Source organism: Roseomonas sp. F4 (genome assembly GCF_053891155.1).
This window is the reverse complement of record NZ_JBSSHK010000002.1, coordinates 49,652-70,416: the sequence shown is the minus strand read 5'-3', so window position 1 is coordinate 70,416 and position 20,765 is coordinate 49,652. Positions and strand designations below refer to the sequence as shown.

The window sequence follows — 20,765 nt, the reverse complement described above, 5'->3', positions numbered from 1 at the left end:
GGCCCCCTGCCTGGGGATTCCCGCATGACGTTCTCCCGCCGCACGCTTGGTCTGGCCGCCGCCGGCCTGCTCGCCGCCCCCCGCCTCGGCATCGGCCAGGCCCTGCCGCGCGTGAAATACCAGGTGGACTGGGCCTTCCAGGGGCCCAACGCCTACATGCTCTATGGTCGCCAGCAGGGCTTCTTCCGGGATGCCGGCATCGACATCCAGATCGACCGCGGCTTCGGCTCCGGCCGCGTGCCCATCGATGTGGCCGGCGGTGCCTATGAAATCGCCCAGGCCGATATCAACCCGGTCATCAAGTTCATCGCCGAGAACCCCAATGCCGGGCTGATGGTGGTCGGCGTCTTCGGCGACCGCAGCCTGCTCTGCGCCACGGTGAAGGCGGATGGCCCGATCCGCGTGCCGAAGGATTTCGAGGGCAAGACCCTGGCGGCGCCGGACAGCGATGCGGGCCGCCAGATCTTCCCGGCCTTCGCCCGCGCCGCCGGCATCGATACGGGCAAGGTGAACTGGCTGACGGTGCGGCCGGAGCTGCGGGAGCCGATGCTGGTGCAGGGCCGCGCGGATGGCATCACGGGCGCGGCCACCAGCACGGGGATGTCGCTGAAGGCGCTCGGCATGGATTGGCCGCAACAGCGTATCCTTTGGTACCGCGACTACGGCCTGCCGCTCTATGGCACCTGCTGGCTGACCACGAAGGACTATGCCCGGCGCAATCCGGAACTGGTCCGCGCCGTGGTGAAGGGCGGCATTCGCAGCCTCCAGGCGGCCCATGCCGACCCCGCCGCCAGCATCGCCGCGCTGAAGGCCGCCGAGCCGCTGACCGACGTGGCGATCGAGACGGAACGCCAGCAGGTCTCGATCCGCGAAATGGTCGTCTCCCCGCATGTCATGGCCAATGGGCTGTCCGCCGTGGACCCGGCGCGCTTCCAGCTCGGCCTGGCGGCGGTGGAGGAGGCCTATGGCATGACGCCGAAGCTGAAGCCGGAGGATGTCTATACCGACGCCTTCCTGCCGCCCGCCGCCGAACGCCGGCTGATGGGCTGATATGGCCGCCTTCTCCCGCCGCGGGCTGCTGGCCGCCGCCCTGGTGGCGCCAGGCCTCGCCGCGCCGCGCATCGGCAGGGCGCAGGCGGCGACACGGCTGCGCTTCACGCTGGACTGGGCGCTGCAAGGGCCGAATTCCTACGCCCTGCTGGGGCGGGAGAAGGGCTTCTTCCGCGCCGAAGGCATCGACCTCGCGCTCAGCCGTGGCTTCGGCTCCGGCCGCGTGCCGGTGGATATCGCCGCCGGCACCTTCGAGATGGGCCAGGCGGACATCAACCCGACGCTGAAATTCATGGCCGAGAACCCGAATGCGGGGCTGGTCGTGGTGGCTATCGCGGCGGACCGCAATGGCATGTGCGTGACGGTGCGGGAGGATGGGCCGATCCGCACACCGAAGGAGCTGGAGGGTCGCAGCCTGGCGGCACCGCAGGAGGATGCGGGGCGCCAGCTTTTCCCGGTCTTCGCCAGCCGCGCCGGCTTCGACGCGGCGAAGGTCGGCTGGCAGACGGTGCGGGCGGAGCTGCGGGAGCCGATGCTGGTGCAGCGCCGCGCCGATGGCATCACCGGCATCGTCACCTCCACCGCGCTGTCGCTGAAGGCGCTGGGCATGGACCTGCCGCAGCAGCGCATCATGTTCTACCGCGACCATGGGCTGGACCTGTATTCCACCTGCTACCTCACCACCCGCGCCTATGCCGCCCAGCATCCGGAGGTGGTGCGCAGCGCCGTGCGGGCGCTGTTCCGCAGCCTCGCCTATGCCTGGCACCATGCGGAGGAAGGCATCGCCGTGCTGAAGCAGCAGGAACCGCTGACCGATGCCGCGATCGAGCTGGAGCGCTACCGCTTCAACGCAGCGCAGCACCTGATCACCGACAATGTGCGCCAGAATGGCTTCTCCAACGTCGATCCGGCGCGGCTGGCGCGCGGCATCACCGCGGTTGAGGAGGCCTTCGGCCTGCCACAGCGGCTGACGCCGGCGGATGTCTACACCGAGGACTACCTGCCGCCGCGCGCACAGCGGCTGCTGGATATCGGACTGTCGTGAGAAAGGTACCGAGCATGGACGCGATCCCGACCCTGGACTTTGCCGCCTTCCGGACCGGCGACGCCGCGGCGCGCGCCGCGGTCGCGCAGCAGATCGGCGCGGCCTTCGAACGCTATGGCTTCATCCAGCTCACCGGCCATGGCGTGCCGCAATCCGCGCTGGAAGGCGCCTTCGCCGCCGCCGAGGCCTTCTTCGACCGGCCGGAGGACTTCAAGCGCCTGGTGCAGGACCGGCGCAACAACCGTGGCTATATCCCGATGTTCGACACCGCCTTGCCCGGCCAGAAGCCCGGCGGGCATGAGGCCTTCTCCGTCGGCCATCTGACCCGCCCGGGCGACCCGGCGCTGCGCGAGCTGCCCTTCCATGCCGAGACGCCCTGGCCGGAGATGCCCGGCTTCCGGGAGCGGATCGAAGGCTGCTACGCGGCGATGTTCGCCCTGTCCCAGGACATCCTGGCGGCCGTCGCGCTGCATCTGGAGGTGGTCGAGGACTTCTTCGTCGAGGCCTCCCGCGAAAGCTATTCCAACATGCGGGTGGTGCATTACCCGCCGGCGGAGGCGATCGCGGAGGTCACAGATATCGGCGTGCGCGCCCATGCGGATGAGGGGCTGATCACCCTGCTGATCCAGGACATGAATGGCGGCTTGTTCGTGCAGGGACCCGCGGGCGATTGGCTGCCGGTGGTGCCGAACCGCGAGGCCATGGTGATCAATGTGGGCAAGCTGCTGCGGCGCTGGACCAATGGGCGCTACCAGGCGGCGATGCACAAGGTGGTCAATACCAGCGGCAGGGAACGCTATTCGATCCCGCTTTTCGTCCACCCCTCCTACCACACCCGCATCGACCCGGAATCGCTGGTCGGGCAGGCGCCGGCCGGGCCGGATTTCGCGCCGATCGTGGCCGGGGAGCAGGTTTATGCGAACTTCAAGGCCCGGCGGGTGTCGTGGCAGGAGGCTGCCAAGGCCTGAAAGGCCGGGTGCCCGCCATAGGGTAGGCGCCCGCCCCCTCGCATGCTAACGGCCCGCCTCCGGCCCGGGCCGCCGCCCGGCCGCATCCGTGAGGCCCCGGCATGTCCCAGATCATCTCCCCGCAGGTCGTGCAGATCGGCCCGGTTCGCCTCGGCAACCACCTGCCCATCGCGCTCATCGCCGGCCCCTGCCAGATGGAAAGCCGCGCCCATGCGCTGGAAACGGCGATCGCCCTGAAGGAGATCTGCGGGCGGCTCGGCATCGGGCTGATCTACAAGTCCAGCTTCGACAAGGCCAACCGTACCTCCGCCAGCGCCGCGCGCGGCCTCGGGCTGGCGGCCGCCTTGCCCGTTTTCGCCGAAATCCGTGAAAGCCTCGGCCTGTCGGTGCTGACCGATGTGCATGACGCCGGCCAATGCGCGCCCGTGGCCGAAGCGGTGGACGTGCTGCAAATCCCGGCCTTCCTCTGCCGCCAGACCGACCTGCTGCTGGCCGCCGCCGCCACCGGCCGGGCGGTGAACGTCAAGAAGGGCCAGTTCCTGGCGCCCTGGGACATGAAGAACGTCGCCGCCAAGGTGACCGGCGCGGGCAACCCGAACGTGCTGCTGACCGAGCGCGGCGCCTCCTTCGGCTACAACACCCTGGTCTCCGACATGCGGTCGCTGCCGATCATGGCGGCGCAGACCGGCCTGCCGGTGATTTTCGATGCCACCCATTCCGTGCAGCAGCCGGGCGGCCAGGGCACCTCCACCGGCGGCCAGCGCGAATTCGTGGAAACCCTGGCCCGTGCCGCCTGCGCGGTCGGCGTCGCCGGTCTGTTCATCGAGACGCATGAGGACCCGGACAACGCCCCCTCCGACGGCCCCAACATGGTGCCGCTGGCGCAGTTCGAGGGGCTGATCCGCCGGCTGATGGCGATCGACAGCCTGGTGAAGGGTTTTGACGCCGCATGAACCCCGTCATCCTGATCCCGTCGCGCATGGCGGCCACAAGGCTGCCGGGCAAGCCGCTGGCCGATATCCATGGCGAGCCGATGATCGTGCATGTCTGGCGCCGCGCGACGGAGGCCGCGATCGGCCCCGTGCTGGTCGCCACCGACAGTCCCGAGGTCGCACAGGCCGTCCAGGCCGCCGGCGGCCAGGTGGCGATGACCCGCGGCGACCACCCCTCCGGCACCGACCGCATCGCGGAAGCGCTGACCGCCTGGGACCCGGAGGGCCGCTACGACATGGTGGTGAATGTGCAGGGCGACCTTCCCACCATCGCGCCGGAAGCGATCCGCGCCTCCCTCGGCCCGCTGACCGACCCGGCGGTGGATGCGGCGACGCTCGTCGCGGAAATTCATCGGGAGGAGGAGCGCAGCGCGCCCTCCGTGGTGAAGATGGTGGGTTCTGAAATCGCACCCGGCCGCTTCCGCTGCCTGTACTTCACCCGCGCCACGGCGCCGACCGGCCCCGGGCCGCTGTGGCACCATATCGGCCTCTATGCCTGGCGGCGCGGCCCGATGCTGCGGATGGTGGCGCTGCCGCCCTCCCCGCTCGAAATCCGGGAAAAGCTGGAGCAGCTGCGGGCGCTGGAGGCCGGCATGCGGATGGATGCCGTGGCGGTGGATGACGTGCCGCTCGGCGTCGACACGCCGGAGGATCTGGAACGGGCGCGCGAGATGTTGCGGGGGCGGGCATGAGCGCGTCGGACCGCATGGCAACCCTGCGCCGCACCGTGGCGCTGGAAGCCGCCGGCCTGCAGGCGCTGGAAGCGGCGCTGGGTGGTGAATTGGGCGACCGGGTGCTGGCCGCGGTGGACCTGCTGATGGGCCTTCAGGGCCGGCTGATCCTGACCGGCATGGGCAAGTCCGGCCATATCGCGCGGAAGATCGCGGCCACGCTGGCTTCCACCGGTACACCTTCGCATTACGTGCATCCGGCGGAGGCCAGCCACGGCGACCTCGGCATGGTGACGCGCAGCGATGCGGTGATGGCGCTGTCCTGGTCCGGAGAGGCGCCGGAGCTCGCCAATATCATCGCCTATACCCGCCGCTTCGCCGTGCCGCTGATCGCGCTGACCGCCGGCGAGGACAGTGCCCTGGGCAGCGCTTCGGATATCTGCCTGACCATGCCGCGCATGGCGGAAGCCTGCCCGCACGGCCTGGCGCCCACCACTTCCACCACCATGACCCTGGCGCTGGGGGATGCCATCGCCATGGCGCTGCTGGAGGCGCGGGGCTTCTCGCCGCAGGATTTCCGGGAATTCCACCCGGGCGGCAAGCTCGGCGCCCAGCTTCGCCGCGCCCGCGACCTGATGCACGGGGCGGAGGAACTGCCACTGGTGCCGCTGGATGCGACGCTGGCGGAGGCGGTGGTGACCATGACCTCCCGCCGCTTCGGCGTCACCGGCATCATCGCGGCGAATGGCGCGCTGGCCGGCGTGCTGACCGATGGCGATGTGCGGCGCGCCTTGCAGAAGGGCGTGGCGATGGACAGCCCGGTGGCCGCGGTGATGACGGCGACGCCGCGCACGGCAGCGCCGGAGGCGCTGTCGGCGGAGCTGCTGGCGGTGATGAACGAGGCGCGGATCACCTCGCTCTTCGTGGTCGGGCCGGACCGCGTGCCGGTCGGTATCCTGCACCTGCACGATCTGCTGCGCGCGGGCGTGGTGTAGCGTTACGGCGAGGGCATCACCTCGCCGCCCAGTAGCCCGGGCACCAGCGGCGCCACCACGCCGCGCCAGAGCTGGCTTTCCACAAGCAAGGAAAAGCCGACCGGAACAGCGAGGGCGAAGATCGCCACCAGCGCCAGGGCGCGCCCCAGCGGCCGGCGCTGCACGCCGATCCAGAAGGCCGCCAGGAAGGCCGCCATGCCGGCGAGGAAGCCAAGCCACAGCGCCACCGCCAGAGCGGCCACCAGCAAGCCTGCCAGCCGCAGCGTGGCGCTGGCCTCCGGCACCGCTGCCGCCTCCCGCCCCCGCCAGGCCTGGACCAGCACCAGCGCCAGAAGCAGGGCGGCGAGGCCCAGCACGCCGGGCGCCACGCTGCCGCCCCGCCAGCCCGGCGCCATCGCCTGCCACAGCAGTGCCAGCGCCGATGCCAGCATCAGCCCAGCAAACAGGATGGCACCGGTGGAGAAGCCCGCCGCATCCGTCGCCTCCCGCCGCCCACGCGCCACCTTCGCGGTGCAGACCAGCGCCGCGATGGCGGTGATCGCCGCCAGCACGGCGGCCACCGGCGATCCGACGAAGACGGAGTAGTCGCCCAGCGAGCTTTGCAGCGCGGTGTAGAAATTCCGCTCGATCACATCGCCCAGCACGAAGCCGATGACCACGCCGATCACCGAATAACCGTAGAGCCGCAGGAAGGCGCCAAAGACGCCGATGCCGAGTAGCAACCCAAGATCGAGGAAATTCGAGCGCACGGTATAGGCTGACATCAGCGAGGCCACGAGCACCGCCGGCGCCAGAATGCCCATGTCGAAGCCCGGCAGCCGCGCCAGCCAGGGGCTCGCCGCCGCCGTGCCGACACTGGCCACCAGGTTAGAAAACAGCAGCCCGAAGACCAGCGCCCAGGCCAGGGCGCCATGGGTGGTCATGAAGCTCGGCCCCGGCTCCAGCCCGTGGATCTGCCAGGCGGCCAGCACCAGGGCCATCTCCGCATTGCCGGGAATGCCGAACAGCAGCGTCGGGAACAGCGCGCCGCCTTCCTTGGAATTGGTCGCGGCCTCCGTCGCCACCAGCGCGTCCTCCGCCCCCTTGCCGATCTGGCTGGCATCCTTCGTGGTGGCGACGGCGAGGTTGTAGGACAGGAATTGCGCTACGGTGCCGCCCACGCCGGGCAGCGCGCCCACGGCAGTGCCGAGGGCGGAGGAGCGCAGGAAGATGCCGGGGTAGCGGAAGGGCGCCTTCCAGCCATCCACCATCTGCTGCTTCCAGTCGTCGCCGACCCTGGCGATGGCATTGGTCGCCACGCCGGAGTCACGCCCCCGCGCCCAGACACCCGCCACCTGCAACAGGCATTCCGAGACGACGAGGAAGCCGATGATGACAACGACGATCTCCAGCCCATCCAGCAGATAGCTGCTGCCGAAGGTGAAGCGCGGCACCGGCAGGCGCGGCCCGCCCATGCCGATGATGGCCAGGAAGACACCGATGGCTATGGCGATCAGCCCCTTGGCCGGCGACCCTGCCACCGCCAGCACCATGGTCACCAGCCCGAAGACCGCGACCCAGAAGGTCTCGGCCGGGCCGAAGGACAGCAGGAAGGGCAGGAAGACCGGCACCAGCGCGATCAGCACCACCACGCCGAAGACGGCGCCGAGCCAGCTGGCGGAAGCCGAGAGGTTCAGCGCGAAGACGGCGCGGCCGGCGCGCGTCATCGGATAGCCTTCCAGCGTCGTCGCCGCATTCTGCGCCGTGCCGGGAATGTTCAGCACGATCGCCGTCACCGCCCCGCCATTGCCGGCGGCGCCGATGATGCCGGCGAAGAAATACATCGCCTGGGCCGGGGTCCACCAATAGGTCAGCGGCAGGAAGACCGACATGGCCGTGATGGATTGCAGCCCCGGCAGGATGCCGAAGACGTAGCCGACGACGGTGCCGAAGATCATGAAGACCAGCGCGTCGAAGGTGGTGGCCTGGGCCAGGCCTTCCATCAGTGCGGCGGCGAGGTTGTCCATCAGCCGGCGAACCGATCGAGCAGCATGCCATGCCCCGGGGCGATGCCGGTGACGCCGAGCGCGCGGAAGGCGGCCAGGAAGTCGGCGTGGTTCTGGGCCACCACCGGCTTGCCCAGGCGGGCTTCCAGCGCCCGAACCACCTCCACCGCCGGCACCTGGCCGGAGGGCAGCCAGATGGCGTCGAAATCCGGATCCTCGGCCGCCGCGTCCAGCGCGGCGCGGAACAGCACATCCGGCGGGATATCCTGCAGGAAGTCGAAATGCGCGGGCACGCTGGCGATGCGGGAGAAGCTGTAGCCCTCCGCCTCGACGAAGGCACGCATCTGGCCGTTCAGCGTTTCGTGGAAGGGGGTAACGGCCAGGATGCGCTTCGCCTCCAGCGCCGCGAAGGCATCCAGCGCGCAGCGAATGGTGGTGCCGCAGGGGATGCCGTTGGCCATTTCCGCCATCTCGGCCAGCAGCACGCGGTCATAGCCCGGCCCCTGCGCCACCACGATGGGGGAGGCGACGTGCAGGATGAAATCCACCTTGCGCGCTGCCAGGTAGCGGACCGACTCCTTCAACTGCGCCAGCGCCTGTCCGTACTGGTTGCCGGCCCAGCCGCCCATGCCGGTGGTGATGCCGCAGATCATCACCCCTTCCGGGGCGATGCGTTGGAAATCTAGCGGGATGCGTTCCAGCACGGTCGGGCTGATGACGCCGATCCGCGCTCGCCAGCCGGGCAGCAGCAGGCTCTGCATCAGAAGGCGCCGCGCAGCGTGGCGGCGTTCTGCGCCAGCAGCGCCTGGGCGCGGGCCAGGCTCTCCGGGTAGGTGGAGGAAAAGGTCCAGTCGCGTTCCAGCTGCGCCTGGGCGACGAAGGCTTCCCATTCCGGCTTGGTCATCGCCGCGTTCAGCGCCGCGATCAGCCGGTCCCGGATCGCCACCGGCAAGGCCGGCGGGGCGGCGACGCCGCGGATCACCGTGACATCGGACAGGTTGGCCAGGTTGATGTCATTCAGCGCCGGCAGTTCCGGCAGCCGCGCATCCCGCTGGCCGGACCAGGAGAGCAGCGGCCGCACCGCATTGGCCGCGATATGGTCGCGCCAGAGCGTCGGGCCGAGCGAGGCGACGTCCACATCGCCCCGCACCGCCGCCAGCACCAGCTCCGGCGGCCCCTGGACGGAGACGAAGGCGACCGGGAAGCCGAACTGCGCGCCCAGCAGCGCGCATTGCGCGGCGCCGGTGGAAATACCGCCAAAGGTGCCGCAGCGCACCGGCTGGCGCAGGCCGCGCAGGGCTTCCAGGCTCGCCACCCGGCCGCGGGCGGAGGCCACCATGGTCTGCACCCCGGCCGAGAAATGACCGAGCCAGGTGAAGCGCATCACGTCGAAGGGCTGCGGCTGGACGATGGCCAGCGCCATCTGCGCCACCGGGTCGCCATAGCCGATGGTCTGGCCATCCGGCGCGGCGCGGTAGATGCGATTATAGCCATTGGCGCCGGGGATGTTCTGGACCGCGACGGGCACGCCGAGCTCCGCCGCCAGCAGCGGCGCCACGACGCGCATGTTGCGGTCGGCGAGCGACCCGGCGGTGAAGGGCACCACGATCTCGATCGGCCGCGTTGGCTGCCAGGGCTGGGCCATGACCGGGCTGGCGAGTGCCGCAATCGCGGCAAGCATCACTCCGAGGAATCGCATCGCTCGCATTTGTCCTGTCCTTTCTGCCTCCCGCACAGGATCGGGCGCGAAACCACCCCTGTCCAGCGTTCCGGCGATGCCACTTCGCGGCACGGCAATTGCTGAACAGCCAAGGCGTCGCGCGCTGCGCGATCCCTGATCGGAGGCTGCCCAAGATGCACGCATTCACCCGCCGAAATGTCCTGACATCTGCCCTGTTGCTGCCCAGCCTGGCCGCACCCGCCCTCGCCCAGGGTGCGCGCCGGCCGGTCAAATTCTGCCTGGACTGGGCCTGGCAATCCGCCCATTCCGCCTGGACGCTCGCCGCCGACCGCGGCTACTTCGCGGAAGCCGGGCTGGATGTGCAGATCGACCGTGGCTTCGGGTCGGGGGACACGCTGACCAAGGTCGCCGCCGGCACCTATGACATCGGCTTCGCCGACACCAACCTGGCGCTGAAGTTCAACCACGAGAATCCGGGCAGCCAGGTTACCTCGGTCTTCGTGCTGTATGATGCCTCCCCCAATGCGGCGATCTTCCTGAAATCCTCCGGCATCACCAAGCCGAAGGACCTGGAGGGGCGCAGCGTCTCCGTCTCCCCGGGCGAGGGCACGCATCTGCTCTTCCCGATCTTTGCGCGCGCGAACCAGCTGGATGTGTCGAAGATCAACCTGCTGTCGGTGACGGCGCAGCTGCGCGACACCATGGTGTTGCAGCGGCGGGCGGATGCCACGCTGGGCTTCCTGACCACCACGGCGCTGAACCTGGTGGGCTCCGGCGTGCCTCTGCGTGACATCGGCTGGCTGCAATACAACCAGTGGGGCGTGCAGCTCTATTCCTCCGGCCTTGTGGTGCGGAAGGCTTTCGCCGAGCAGAATCCGGATGTGGTGCGCGGCTTCAACCAGGCGACCATCCGCGGGCTGCGCGCCATGCTGGCCGAGCCCGACGCCGCCATGGCGTCGCTGAAGCGGCGGGAACCGCTGATCGACACGGCGGTGGAGATCGCGCGCAATGAGCTGATCAATGAGGTCGCACTGCTGACGCCGCATGTGCGCGCCAATGGCGTCTCCTCCGTGGTGAAGGAGCGCTTCGAGACCTCCGCCCGCCAGGTGGCGGAAGCCTTTGGCATCCCGGTCACGCCGACCATGGACTTCACCTATACGGACCGCTTCCTGCCGGACGACCGCAAGATCGTCTGATGGCGCAGCCCCTCCCCCGCATCCCGCGGGGGAGAATCCGCCAAAAACTTAGCCGTAGGCGACGCCCTGCGTGTTCACATACAGGGCGTAGAGCGACCGGCTGGCCGGCATGAACAGCCGGTTCCGGAAGCGCCCACCAAAAGTCAGGTTGGCGCAGCGTTCCGGCAGGCGGATATGCCCGATCGGCGCGCCATCCTTGTTCAGCACCCGCACGCCATCCAGCTCCGGCGTGCCCATGCCCCAGCCGCACCACAGATTGCCGTCGACATCGACGCGGAAGCCGTCCGGCGTCTCGCCATCCTTGCATTGGTGGAAGATGCGGTTGTTGGTCAGGCGGCCGTCATCGCCGACATCGAAGGCGCGGATCACCCGCGGCGTCGCCGCCGCCTCCACCACATACAGAATCCGCTCATCCGGGGAGAAGGCGAGGCCATTGGGCCGGCCGACATCGCCGGTGGCGATGCTGATCCGCCCATCGGGCGCCACGCGGTAAAGGTTGGTCGGCAGTTCCGGCGTGGCCTGCTCGCCCTCATAGAAGCCCAGGATCCCGAAGGGCGGATCGGTGAACCAGATGCTGCCATCGGACTTCACCACCACATCGTTCGGGCTGTTCAGCCGCTTGCCGTCATAGCTGTCGGCGATGACGGTGATGCGGCCGTCCAGCTCCGTGCGGGTGACGCGGCGCGTCAGATGTTCGCAGGTGATGAGGCGGCCCTGGCGGTCGCGCGTATTGCCATTGGCGTTGTTGGCGGGTTCGCGAAAGACATCGACGCGGCCGGTCGATTCACTCCAGCGCATCATCTTGTTGGAGGGGATGTCGGACCAGACCAGGCAGCGCTGGTCGCCGAACCAGACCGGCCCCTCGCTCCAGCGGAAGCCGGTCGCCAGCCGCTCCACCGCCGCCAGCGCCAGGCGGTAGCGGTTGAAGCTGGGGTCCAGCACCTCGATGGAGGGGTCCGGGTAACGGCCGGGAGCTTCGCGCTGCGCGAAGGCGGGTGTGGCGGCAAGCGCGACCACCCCGCCGGCGGCGCCCAGCAGGGCGCGACGGCTGGAGGACATAAGCGATTCCTTCCCTTGTTCATTCCGGCCTCTGACGGGCCGGCGGGAGGCTCGCATGTCGTCCCAATGGGCCACAGCCCGCCGATCCTTGGCGGGGCGACATCACCGAAACGTGAGGCAGCTCAGCCGCGCAGCAATTCCTCGACCATCGCGCGACTCGGAGTCGCGCCGTCCCGCGCCCGCAGCCCACCGGCGGCGGAGGCGAAGCGCATGGCGTGGTCCACCTTCTGGCGCTCCGCGATGGCCAGCGCATAGGCGCCGTGGAACACATCCCCCGCCCCGGTGGTGTTGGTGGCCTGGACCCGGAAGGCAGGGGTGATGCGGGGTTCGGGGTCCTGCGCCGTCAGCCACAGCGTGCCCTTTTCCCCCCGCGTCACGGCGGCCACCAGGCAGCCCTCCGCGATCGCCTTGCGCAGCCCCTCGACCGGCCGGGCGCCCGGGGCGTAATTGGCCAGGCCGGGTTCGGAGAACACCGCATGATCGCTGCGCGGAATCAGGTCCAGCAGCAGGCGCGTCTCGCTTTTCTCGCCGTCGATCACGGTGGGGATGCCGCGGGCGCGGGCGTAATCCAGCGCGCGGGCGCTGCCCTCCGCCCAGCGCGGGTCGCATAGAAAGGCCTGGGCGCCGTCCAGGATATGCAGCGGCAGCCAGGCCGGGTCCGTACCCAGATTGTCGCCGCGATAGGCGTAGATGCTGCGCTCCCCCACCGGGTCGACCAGCACGGCGGAGACCGGGGTACGGCCGCCCGTCGCCTTGTGGCAATGGGAGACATCGACGCCCTGTTCCGCCAGCGCCTCCAGCAGAGGAGGCCCGTTGAGGTCATCCCCGACCCGCCCCCAGAAGACGCAGCGCCCGCCCAGCCGGGCCACGGCGACCGAGGCATTGGCCGCAAGCCCGCCCGCGCCGAGGCTGTAGCCGGTGGCGCGGTTCTTCGAGGGGGGTTGGACGATATCCTGCACGAGGAAAGTGTGGTCCATGACGACGCTGCCGAGGCAGACGACGATCGGCGGGAGGTCAGGCTCGGTCATGCCACCCAGGGTTCCATCACGCGGAGGGTTTCGCCAAGCGGAGATTGCGGCGACGCCGCCTCTGCCGGACTGGCTGCGCACGCGCATCCTGCACCTGGATCCTGAATTGATGGTGTTGGACAAGCCCGCCGGCCTGCCGGTTTCCGCCCGCCAGGGCGAAAGCCTGGAGAGCTGGCTGCCCGCCTTGCGCCTCGGCAAGAAGCGGCTGCCGCAGCCGGCGCACCGGCTGGATGCCGATACCGCGGGCTGCCTGGCCTTGGGCCGCACCGCGCCGATGCTGGCGCGGATCAACGCGCTATTCGCCGCGCGGCAAGTGCAAAAAACCTATTGGGCCGTGGTGCGCGGCGATCCCGGCGCCGAATCGGGCGTGGTGGAGGCGCCACTGAAAAAGATCAGCAGCGCGGCGCAGGGCTGGCGGATGCAGGTGGATGCGAAGGGCGACCCCGCGCGCAGCCCCTGGCGGGTGTTGGGGCGCGGGGCGGGACTCACCTGGCTCGAACTGGCGCCGGAGACCGGGCGGACGCATCAGTTGCGGGTGCATTGCGCGCATCTCGGCTGCCCGATCCTGGGCGATGCGCTGTATGGCGGCGGCCAGGCTGGTGGCCTGCACCTTCTGGCGCGCGCCCTGACCCTGCCGCTGGAGCCCGAACTGCGGTTCGAGGCGCCGGTGCCCGCCCATATGCAGGCGGCGATCCGGGCCTGCGGGGGATAGGTCAGGCCAGATCTGAGGGATGGGAGGCCTGAGGCTGAGGTCCGGGCCTCGCCGCGCTCACCGCACGCGCAACTCGGCCGCCGCCGCAACGCCATCCGCGTCCAGCACCGTCACCCGATAAAAACCTGGGCCGGGCGGGGTCCAGGCGGCCTCGCGCCGGGCGCGGTGGTGGTCCAGCGGGGCGCCGTCGACCAGGAAGGTCAGCGGGCGGCGGCCGCCGGCGGCGCGCAGCGTGACATGGCCGGCCCCCTCCGACAGTTCGGCGCCGGGCATGGGGAACAGCAGGCGCAGCCGGTCCGCGGCCTCGGCGAAGGGGCGCGGGGTCGCGCGGATGCGCAGCGGCTGGCGCGGCGCGGCGGGCAGGCGGGCGAAGATCGCGGCCAGTACCGGCAGGGCGGCGGTCCGCCCGGTGAGGCCCGGAATCGGCGTGCCATCCGGCCGTCCGACCCAGACGCCCGCCACATGCCGCGCATCCAGCCCCAGCGCCCAGCCATCCCGCCCACCCCAGGAGGTGCCGGTCTTCCAGGCCACCCCCTCGGGCCCGCCCCCCGGAAAGGGATTTACCAGTATGCCCGCCACCTCCGACGCCGCGCGCGGGCGCAGGACCTGCACGGGCGCGGAAGCGGCCCCCGGAAGCGCCACCAATGGCGCGGCGCGGCCGGCATCGCCGAGCAGGGCATAGAGCGCCACCAACTCCCGCAGCGTCGTCCCCGCCCCGCCGAGCGCCAACGGCAGGGAAGGTTCCGCGCCCGGCGCCATGCGTGGCGGGCTGCCGGCCAGCTTCAGCGCGGTGGCATAGCGCAGCACGCCCAGCTCGCTCAGCAGCGCCACCGCCGGCAGGTTCAGCGACTGTCGCAGAGCATCGGCCGCCGTGATGCGGCCCATGAAGTCGCGGGAGAAATTCTCCGGCGCGTAATTGCCGAAGCGGAAGGGCAGGTCCGCCACCAGCGTTTCGGGCCGCGCCAGTCCCGCCTCGAAGGCCATCGCATAGAGGAAGGGTTTTTGGGCCGAGCCGGGGGAGCGGATGGCGCGCGTCAGGTCCAGCATGCCGGCGCGGGTCTCGACGCCAAAACTGCCGCCGACAAGGGCGCGGATTTCGCGGGATTCGATTTCCGCCACCACCATCGCCATGGCGGCGTGGTCCGACAGGGGTAGCAGCCGGTCCTCCGCCAGCGCCTCCGCCGCGCGTTGCAGGTCGCGGTCGAGGGTGGTGCGGATGCGCGCGCCCGGTTCCGCGCCCTGGGCCAGTTGGCGGGCGAGGTGTGGCGCCAGGCGCGGCATGGGCTGGCGGGCGGCGGGCACCGGGCTGGCCAGGGCGAGGTCACGCTCCGCCGCGCTCACCTGGCCGGCGCCGGGGGCGCGCTGGCGCAAAAGGGCGTCGCGGGCCTGGCGCGCGGCGTCCGGATGGCGGTCTGGCCGCAACGCCTCCGGCCGCCGGGCCAAAGCGACCAGCAGAGCGGAGTCGGCGGCGTCGAGCTGGCCCGGCTGACGGCCGAACCACGCGAGCGAGCCGGCGCGCAACCCTTCCAGATTGCCGCCCTGGGGGGCCAGGGTCAGCCAGATGCCCAGGATTTCGTCCTTGCTGAACCGCGCTTCCAGTTGCAGGGCGCGCAGCATCTCGACGAATTTGCTGCGCAGCGTGCGGGGCCGGGGTTCCAGCAGGCGGGCGGCCTGCATGGTCAGCGTGGAGCCACCGGAGACGATCCGCCCGGCGCGAATCCACTGGAAGGCTGCGCGGCCCAACGCCAGGGGATCGACGCCCGGATGCCAGCGGAAACGCGCATCCTCCGCCGCGATCAGCATGGCGAGGAGGTGCGGCGGCACATCGGCGGTGGCCGTGGGCAGGCGCCAGATGCCGCCCGTGGCCGGCAGGGTGGAAAGGGTGCGGCCCTGGCGGTCCAGGATTTCGACGCCGGCGTGGAGGCGGGCGAGGTTGGGGGGGAAGGCGCGGTCGAGGGTGAGGAGGGTGGTGGCGATCACGAAGCCAAGACAGCCGGCGAGAACGAGGCGCCTCCTTCTCCCCCTGACAGGGGGAGAGGGTGGGGGTGAGGGGGGCCGCGACTTGGAAGGCGCGCCCTCGCCACCCAAAGCCCCCCTCACCCAACCCTCTCCCCCCGTTGGGTGGAGAGGGCTATCACGCGCACACCCCTCCATCACTCGCTCGGCAACACCGTGATCCGCGCCGCGTTCTGCCGCGCGAAAACGCCCGGACGGTACATGTCCTGCGCCTCCATCCCCGGCAGTTCGAAGCGCCCTGCGGTCACCGCCCGCAGCCGGACGGCGAAGCGCGCCAGGGGCTCACCTGCCGTCAGGGTCATGGCGGCGGCGTAGCGGTCGTCGCGGGCGGGCTGGGCCTCCGGCTCGGTCAGGGTGCCGAGCCAGGCCATGCCCTGCACCTCGCCCGAGCCGAGCCGCCCGGCGATCTCCCAGCCGGCTGGCAGGCCCTGGATCAGCATGGCCTGGTGCTGTTCGTTGGTGGTGGCGCGCACCTCCATCAGCAGCACGAAGCCGGTGCCGGCGCGCAGCGTGTCGAGGTTCAGCGGCTGGCCATCCAGCGCGAAGAAGCGCCGCGCCACCCGCATCCCCTGCGACGCCGCGGGCAGAGGTGAGGTCGGAACGCCGGTCAGCGACACCGCCTGCACCACCGGCGCATCGCCCCGGTTGCGCACCTCCCCGGCTGCCGTCAGCGGTGCGGTCACCACGCCGGCCACCGGCAGGTCACGCTCATCCAGCGTGATGCGCGCCGGCCGGCCATCCCGACCGAGCACAAAGGCGGCGGCGACGGCCCAGGCCTGTTCCTGGGTATTACTCACCGCCGGGGTGAATTCCGATCCGGGCAGACGGCCGAGCAGCGCCGGCAGCCGGTCCTGCGCCACGCCGCTTTCGCGCAGCAGCAGGGCAGTGGCCAGCGCATCCCGCGCCGCGCTGCCGAAATCGCTGTACCAGACCTGCCGCGCCGGGGCGGCCAGGCTGTCGGCGAAGATCGCCTCCGCCCGCCCCCGATCGCCCGCCCGGGCGAAGGCGGCGGCCAATTGCGCCTTGGCGAGCGGCGTTGGCAGCCGGTCGAGCTGTTCCGCCAGCCGCCGCGCCGCGCCCAGCCGGTTGCGCCCGGCCAGCGACAGCACATGCACGCGATAGGCCTGCACGGAGAGCGCCTCCGGCGTGTCGCCGCCGCTTTCCAGATCATCCTCCGCGGCCTGAAGCGCGGTGTTCAGCGCCGCCTCCGGCACCGGGGCGCCATTGGCGCGCGCCCGCAGCAGCGCTTCCGTCGCATAGAGGCTGGCCCATTCCTGCACCTGGCCCTCCGCGCTCCAATAGCCAAAGCGCCCGGAATAGGTCTGGCGATCGAGCACGGAGGCGATGGCCCGGCCGAGCAGCGCCGCATCCTCCTGCGCCGTGTCCGGATTGGCCGGGGCGTAGGACAGCGCCAGGACGCGGGAGGAAGCCTGTTCCACGCAGTCCAGCGGGAAGCGCCGCAGGGCGGAGAGCAGGGCCTGCGGGTCGTAGCGCACCGGCGCGCCCCAGCTCGCCGTGGCCCGCCAGGTGCCGGGCAGGAAGCGGGACGAAGGCAGGGCCAGTGGCGCGGTGGCGCCGGGAGCCAGCGTGCTGACCGCCACCTCCGTCACCGGGGGGCGGGAGGAGCGGATGGTGATCGCTGCCTCGCGCTCGGTCCGAAACCCATCCGGGCCGGTGACGGCAAGCCGCACCACCCCCTGCCCCACCATGGTCGCGCGCAGCGTGGTCGCCGGCACAGCGCGGGCGCCGGTGGCCAGGGACTGGTCGAAGCTGGCCAGGCCGGCGAGTTCGATGGCGCCGGTCGCGGTCAGGCTCATGCGGAAATCGCCCGCAGGCAGTTCCACATTGTGCAGCAGCAGCGGCAGCCGTGCCTCGTCGCCCGGGGCCAGGAAGCGCGGCAGCAGCATCTCGGCCACCGCCTGTTCCCGCACCGTCATCGGCTTGGCCGCCGCGCCGATGCGGCTGCCGTCCCAGGCCACCGCCATCAGCCGCAACTCGCCGGCGAAATCCGGCAGGTCGAGGGGGATGGTCGCAGTGCCATCGGAGGCGAGCTGCACCGGCCCCTCGAACAGCGCCACCAGACGCTGCGGAATCTGGAGCCCGGCGCCACCCTCCATGCCGTCGCCACCCTGGCGCAGCAGCGCGGCCTCGCCTTCCGCCGGGGCGATCAGTCGGCCGTAATCGTCGCGAATATCCAGGCCCAGCCGCCGCCGCGCCAGGAAATGCGCGACCGGATCGGGGGAGGCGAAGTTGGTGATCCGTAGAATGCCCTCATCGACGGCCGCCAGGGTCACCATGGCGGTGCCGCTGGCGCCGGCAAGGCGGATCGGCACATCCACGCGGGTGCGCGGCCGGGCCAAGGCGGGCGAGGCGATGGTCAGCTCCATCCGCCGCGCCGCCGGGTCCAGCCCGATCCAGGCGAGGCCCAGCGCCCGCGCCGGCCGCCCCGCCGGGGCACTGCCGGGCCGGAAGACCGTGACGGCGACATGCGCACCAGGCCCCCATTCGGCGGCCACCGGCACCTCCACCTCCAGCCCCGCCTCCGGCACCTCGACCTCTCGCAGGGAGACCAGCCGGTCGGTCAGCACGGCGATGCTGGCGCGGCCGGCGAAGGGCGGGGTGATGCGCAGCCGCGCCGTGTCGCCGGCCGCATAGGCGCGACGGTCGGCGGCGACATCGACGCGGTCCGGCACCTCGGCCGATTCCGCCTGCGCCCAGCCGGCGCGGAAACGGTAGCTGGCGATGCCGAGGCCATTCGGCTCCGTCACCTCCAGCCGGTAGCGGCCGAAGGGCAGGTTGCGGGCGAAGCGCGCCGGGCGGCCGGGGGCCACCTGGACATCGGTGGAATCCACCGGCTCATCGCGCCACACCGTCTCATAGCGGGCGAGGCGTTCGCGGGTGACGATGCGCCAATCCGGCCTTTCCCGCACCAGCCGCACCCGCAGCGTGCCGCTGGTGGCGGCGCCGTCCGGGTTTACCGCGGCGATGTCGAAAGCGGCCTCCGCTCCGTCATTCACCGCGCCGCCCTCGAAGGCCGGTCGGATGGCCAGCAGGGTGCCGCGGGCGCGCACCGGCAGGGACAGGCGCGTGCCACTGGTGCGCCCGCCGGGCTCCGACATCAGCACCGAGACATCGGCACGCAGCGGCCGGGTGGTGTCCGGTGCCTGGGGCAGCAGAAGGGAGAGCGTCGCCTTGCCCTCTGCATCCGTCTCCGGCACGTCGAAGGCCTGCATGTCCGGCGTGAAGCTTTCGTCCATCAGGCCGAAGCGCCAGCCGCGCCAGGCCTCGAAGGGCTGCGGATCGACGGAAAGGCGCAGCTCCGCCGAGCCGGTCAGCCCGGCGCCGGGCGCGCCATAGAGGAAGCGGGCCGTGACCGGCACCTCCAGCGCCTGTCCGGCCACCAGCGGGCCGGGGGTCGGGCCGGCGGTGACTTCCAGCCGTTCCGGCACGAAGGCATCCACCCGGAAGGTGGTGGTGCCGATCGGCGGGGCGTTGGGGTCGGCCAGCACCTCCACCGTCCAGGCGCCCGCGGGCGCGCTGGCCGAGAGCGTCACCAGCGCCACGAAGGCCGCGCCCGCCACCCGATCCGGCACGGATTCAAAAAACACCTGGCCATTGGGGCGCTTGATGCGCAGCCGCGCCGGCAGGTCCACCGGCTGGCCGCCGCCATCGCGCAGCAGCGCGCCCACCCGCACCACCTCACCCGGGCGATAGATGCCGCGGTCGAGCCAGAGGAAAGCATCCAGCGGCCCCGGATGCGGCCGACCCTCCGCCCCACGATCGGTCAGGTCGAAGGCGGCGCTTTCCAGGTTCAGCGTGGCGAAATCCTCGCCGGAGAAGGCCTGCACCGCCAGCGGGGCAAGCTGGCCGGCGCCACGCAGCGCCGCCGCGCCGAAGCGCGCCAGGCCATCCGCGCCCGTCTCGGCTTCCGCCAGTACGTCATTGTTGCGCGCCAGCAGCGCCACCCGCACGCCGGAACGCGGCGCGGCATCCGAGAATCCGCGCAGCTGCACGGCCAGCCCCTGCGGCCCGCGCCAGGCGGTGATGCCGAGATCGGTCGCCAGCACGGCCAGCGAGGCGCTGCCCCGCCCCCGCGTGCCATCCCCCGGCCGCGCCACCAGCACATACATGCCGGGGCCCGAAGCGCGCAGCGCCTCCGGCAACGGCAGGGCCGTGCGGGTCATGCGGTTGGGCTCGGCGGCGGGCAGTTCGGCGCGGCCTTCCCAGACAATGCGGCCGAGATCCTCCGACAGATTCTCCGCCACCCATTCATCCATGATCTGGCCCGGCCGCCAGTCCCGCATCAGCGGCACGGTGTTGCGCTCCGTGATCCGGACCAGTCGCAGATGCAGCGCGGTGACATTCACGGTGGCGACCGTCACCCGCGGCTCCTGGCCCTGCGGCAGCAGGAAGGCGCGGCTGTCGAAGGCGATGCGGGCGGGGCGGTTCGGCATGGCGATGCGCAGCGTGGTGTCGCGCAGCATCCGCAGCCCATCCTCCCCGGGCAGGCCGGTGCGCAGGGTCAGCCGCGTGGTCTGGCCCCAGGGCAGGCCGGCGACGCAGATCACATCGCCTTCGCGGGTCACCGCCATCTCCGGCAAGGGCGGATCGGCGGTCAGCCAGTCCTGAGGCTGCCAATCCGTGCGGCGAGCGGGGGCGGAGCTGAAGGTCAGGCAGGCCCGCGCCGGCTCGGCATCCGGCTCCGTCTGGATGCGGCGCACCAGCAGGCCGGCGGCGCGGCGGGCGGCGCTGAGCAGCTCGCGCTGCTTCACATCCTCCGGCGCCCGTTCCACCACAGCCTCCAGCGCCTCGATCTGCCACATCGGCTGGTTCAGCCGGCGCAGCGCCTCCGCCATCAGGGTCAGGGAGGGGATTTCGGGCGCGCCGCCGGGGACCATCATATAGGCGCGCCAGCCGGCCTGGAGGGCGCGCAGCGCCTCCGGCGGGTTGCGGGCGAGCTGGGCGCGGGCCAGCGCCATCCAATGATCGGCGGTGGCCTGGCCGGCGCCGACGCGCTCCTCCCAGGCCGTGGCGGCAGCCGTCCAGTCATTGCGGGCTTCCGCCGCGCGGGCGCGGGTCTCGGCCTGGCTGCGCTGCTGCGGCGTGGCGCCGGCGGGGAAGCGGCGGTTCAGCGTATTTTCGTAATTCGCCGCGTCATTGGGCAGGCCCGGCGGGTCGAAGGCCTGCGCGACCCCCGGCAGCAGCCAGCCCAGCAGCATCAGGACAGGCAGCAACAAGCGTGGCGACATGGGCGGCTCCCGCGCGGCGTTTTGGGCAGCATGGCACGCCACGGGGATGGCGTGCAGCAGCGCAGCCAGGATCGTCCGAACAAATAACCGGCGCGAGGCCCGTGGGATTCACGCTTTC

General features: G+C 71.3%; 15 protein-coding genes. 8 read left to right on the top strand and 7 right to left on the bottom strand.

The genetic code is table 11. From position 1 onward, the window contains the following. Positions 1 to 24: 24 nt before the first annotated feature. The 6 genes from ACVFYP_RS07770 (at position 25) to ACVFYP_RS07745 (ending at position 5,721) form a co-directional block, all read left to right on the top strand. Complete coding sequence (locus ACVFYP_RS07770; protein WP_499199592.1) at positions 25 to 1,050, top strand: ABC transporter substrate-binding protein; 1,026 nt, start codon at positions 25 to 27, stop codon at positions 1,048 to 1,050. Position 1,051: 1 nt separating this feature from the next. Beyond that, the gene (locus ACVFYP_RS07765; RefSeq protein WP_499199591.1) at positions 1,052 to 2,095 is read left to right on the top strand and encodes an ABC transporter substrate-binding protein; all 1,044 of its coding nucleotides are present in this window, start codon (positions 1,052 to 1,054) and stop codon (positions 2,093 to 2,095) included. 14 nt (positions 2,096 to 2,109) lie between these two features. After that, positions 2,110 to 3,063: an isopenicillin N synthase family dioxygenase gene (locus ACVFYP_RS07760; RefSeq protein ID WP_499199590.1), complete on the top strand. Its 954-nt coding sequence runs from the start codon at positions 2,110 to 2,112 to the stop codon at positions 3,061 to 3,063. A 101-nt stretch (positions 3,064 to 3,164) separates the two neighbouring features. After that, positions 3,165 to 4,016, top strand: a complete 852-nt coding sequence (kdsA, locus tag ACVFYP_RS07755; protein ID WP_499199589.1) for a 3-deoxy-8-phosphooctulonate synthase — start codon at positions 3,165 to 3,167, stop codon at positions 4,014 to 4,016. Next, positions 4,013 to 4,747 carry a 3-deoxy-manno-octulosonate cytidylyltransferase gene (locus ACVFYP_RS07750; protein ID WP_499199588.1) on the top strand — a complete coding sequence of 245 codons (735 nt, stop codon included), beginning with the start codon at positions 4,013 to 4,015 and terminating at the stop codon, positions 4,745 to 4,747. Before kdsA ends, ACVFYP_RS07750 begins: the two co-directional genes overlap by 4 nt. Next, positions 4,744 to 5,721, top strand: coding sequence for a KpsF/GutQ family sugar-phosphate isomerase (locus ACVFYP_RS07745; protein ID WP_499199587.1), 978 nt, complete (start codon positions 4,744 to 4,746; stop codon positions 5,719 to 5,721). The genes ACVFYP_RS07750 and ACVFYP_RS07745 overlap by 4 nt, the downstream gene beginning before the upstream one ends. 2 nt (positions 5,722 to 5,723) lie before the next feature. Here the strand turns inward: ACVFYP_RS07745 and ACVFYP_RS07740 are convergent, their stop codons facing one another. The 3 genes from ACVFYP_RS07740 to ACVFYP_RS07730 are packed head-to-tail and all read right to left on the bottom strand — an operon-like array spanning position 5,724 to position 9,405. Beyond that, positions 5,724 to 7,727 (bottom strand): tripartite tricarboxylate transporter permease, encoded by a 2,004-nt coding sequence (locus tag ACVFYP_RS07740; protein WP_499199586.1) that lies wholly within the window; start codon positions 7,725 to 7,727, stop codon positions 5,724 to 5,726. After that, on the bottom strand, positions 7,727 to 8,467 hold the full coding sequence (locus tag ACVFYP_RS07735) for an aspartate racemase/maleate isomerase family protein (RefSeq protein ID WP_499199585.1): 741 nt from the start codon (positions 8,465 to 8,467) through the stop codon (positions 7,727 to 7,729). The genes ACVFYP_RS07740 and ACVFYP_RS07735 overlap by 1 nt, the downstream gene beginning before the upstream one ends. Next, on the bottom strand, positions 8,467 to 9,405 hold the full coding sequence (locus ACVFYP_RS07730; protein ID WP_499199584.1) for a tripartite tricarboxylate transporter substrate-binding protein: 939 nt from the start codon (positions 9,403 to 9,405) through the stop codon (positions 8,467 to 8,469). The genes ACVFYP_RS07735 and ACVFYP_RS07730 overlap by 1 nt, the downstream gene beginning before the upstream one ends. 155 nt (positions 9,406 to 9,560) lie before the next feature. Between ACVFYP_RS07730 and ACVFYP_RS07725 the strand changes: the two genes are divergently transcribed. After that, entirely contained in the window at positions 9,561 to 10,583 is a 1,023-nt protein-coding gene (locus ACVFYP_RS07725; RefSeq protein ID WP_499199583.1) for an ABC transporter substrate-binding protein, read from the top strand. Positions 10,584 to 10,631: 48 nt separating this feature from the next. On the opposite strand, the gene ACVFYP_RS07720 is transcribed toward ACVFYP_RS07725, so the two are convergent. Next, positions 10,632 to 11,642, bottom strand: coding sequence for an SMP-30/gluconolactonase/LRE family protein (locus ACVFYP_RS07720; RefSeq protein ID WP_499199582.1), 1,011 nt, complete (start codon positions 11,640 to 11,642; stop codon positions 10,632 to 10,634). Between the two features lie 122 nt (positions 11,643 to 11,764). Then, complete coding sequence (locus ACVFYP_RS07715) at positions 11,765 to 12,670, bottom strand: PfkB family carbohydrate kinase (RefSeq protein ID WP_499199581.1); 906 nt, start codon at positions 12,668 to 12,670, stop codon at positions 11,765 to 11,767. Positions 12,671 to 12,779: 109 nt separating this feature from the next. Here ACVFYP_RS07715 and ACVFYP_RS07710 point away from each other — a divergent pair, with 109 nt between their 5' ends. Beyond that, a complete protein-coding gene (locus tag ACVFYP_RS07710) occupies positions 12,780 to 13,382 on the top strand; it encodes an RluA family pseudouridine synthase (protein WP_499199580.1) in 603 nt (200 codons plus the stop codon). 57 nt (positions 13,383 to 13,439) lie between these two features. Here ACVFYP_RS07710 and pbpC read toward each other — a convergent pair whose 3' ends face one another. Then, positions 13,440 to 15,362 carry a penicillin-binding protein 1C gene (gene pbpC, locus ACVFYP_RS07705; protein ID WP_499199579.1) on the bottom strand — a complete coding sequence of 641 codons (1,923 nt, stop codon included), beginning with the start codon at positions 15,360 to 15,362 and terminating at the stop codon, positions 13,440 to 13,442. A gap of 173 nt (positions 15,363 to 15,535) precedes the next feature. Next, positions 15,536 to 20,647, bottom strand: a complete 5,112-nt coding sequence (locus ACVFYP_RS07700; protein ID WP_499199578.1) for an alpha-2-macroglobulin family protein — start codon at positions 20,645 to 20,647, stop codon at positions 15,536 to 15,538. Positions 20,648 to 20,765 lie beyond the last annotated feature (118 nt).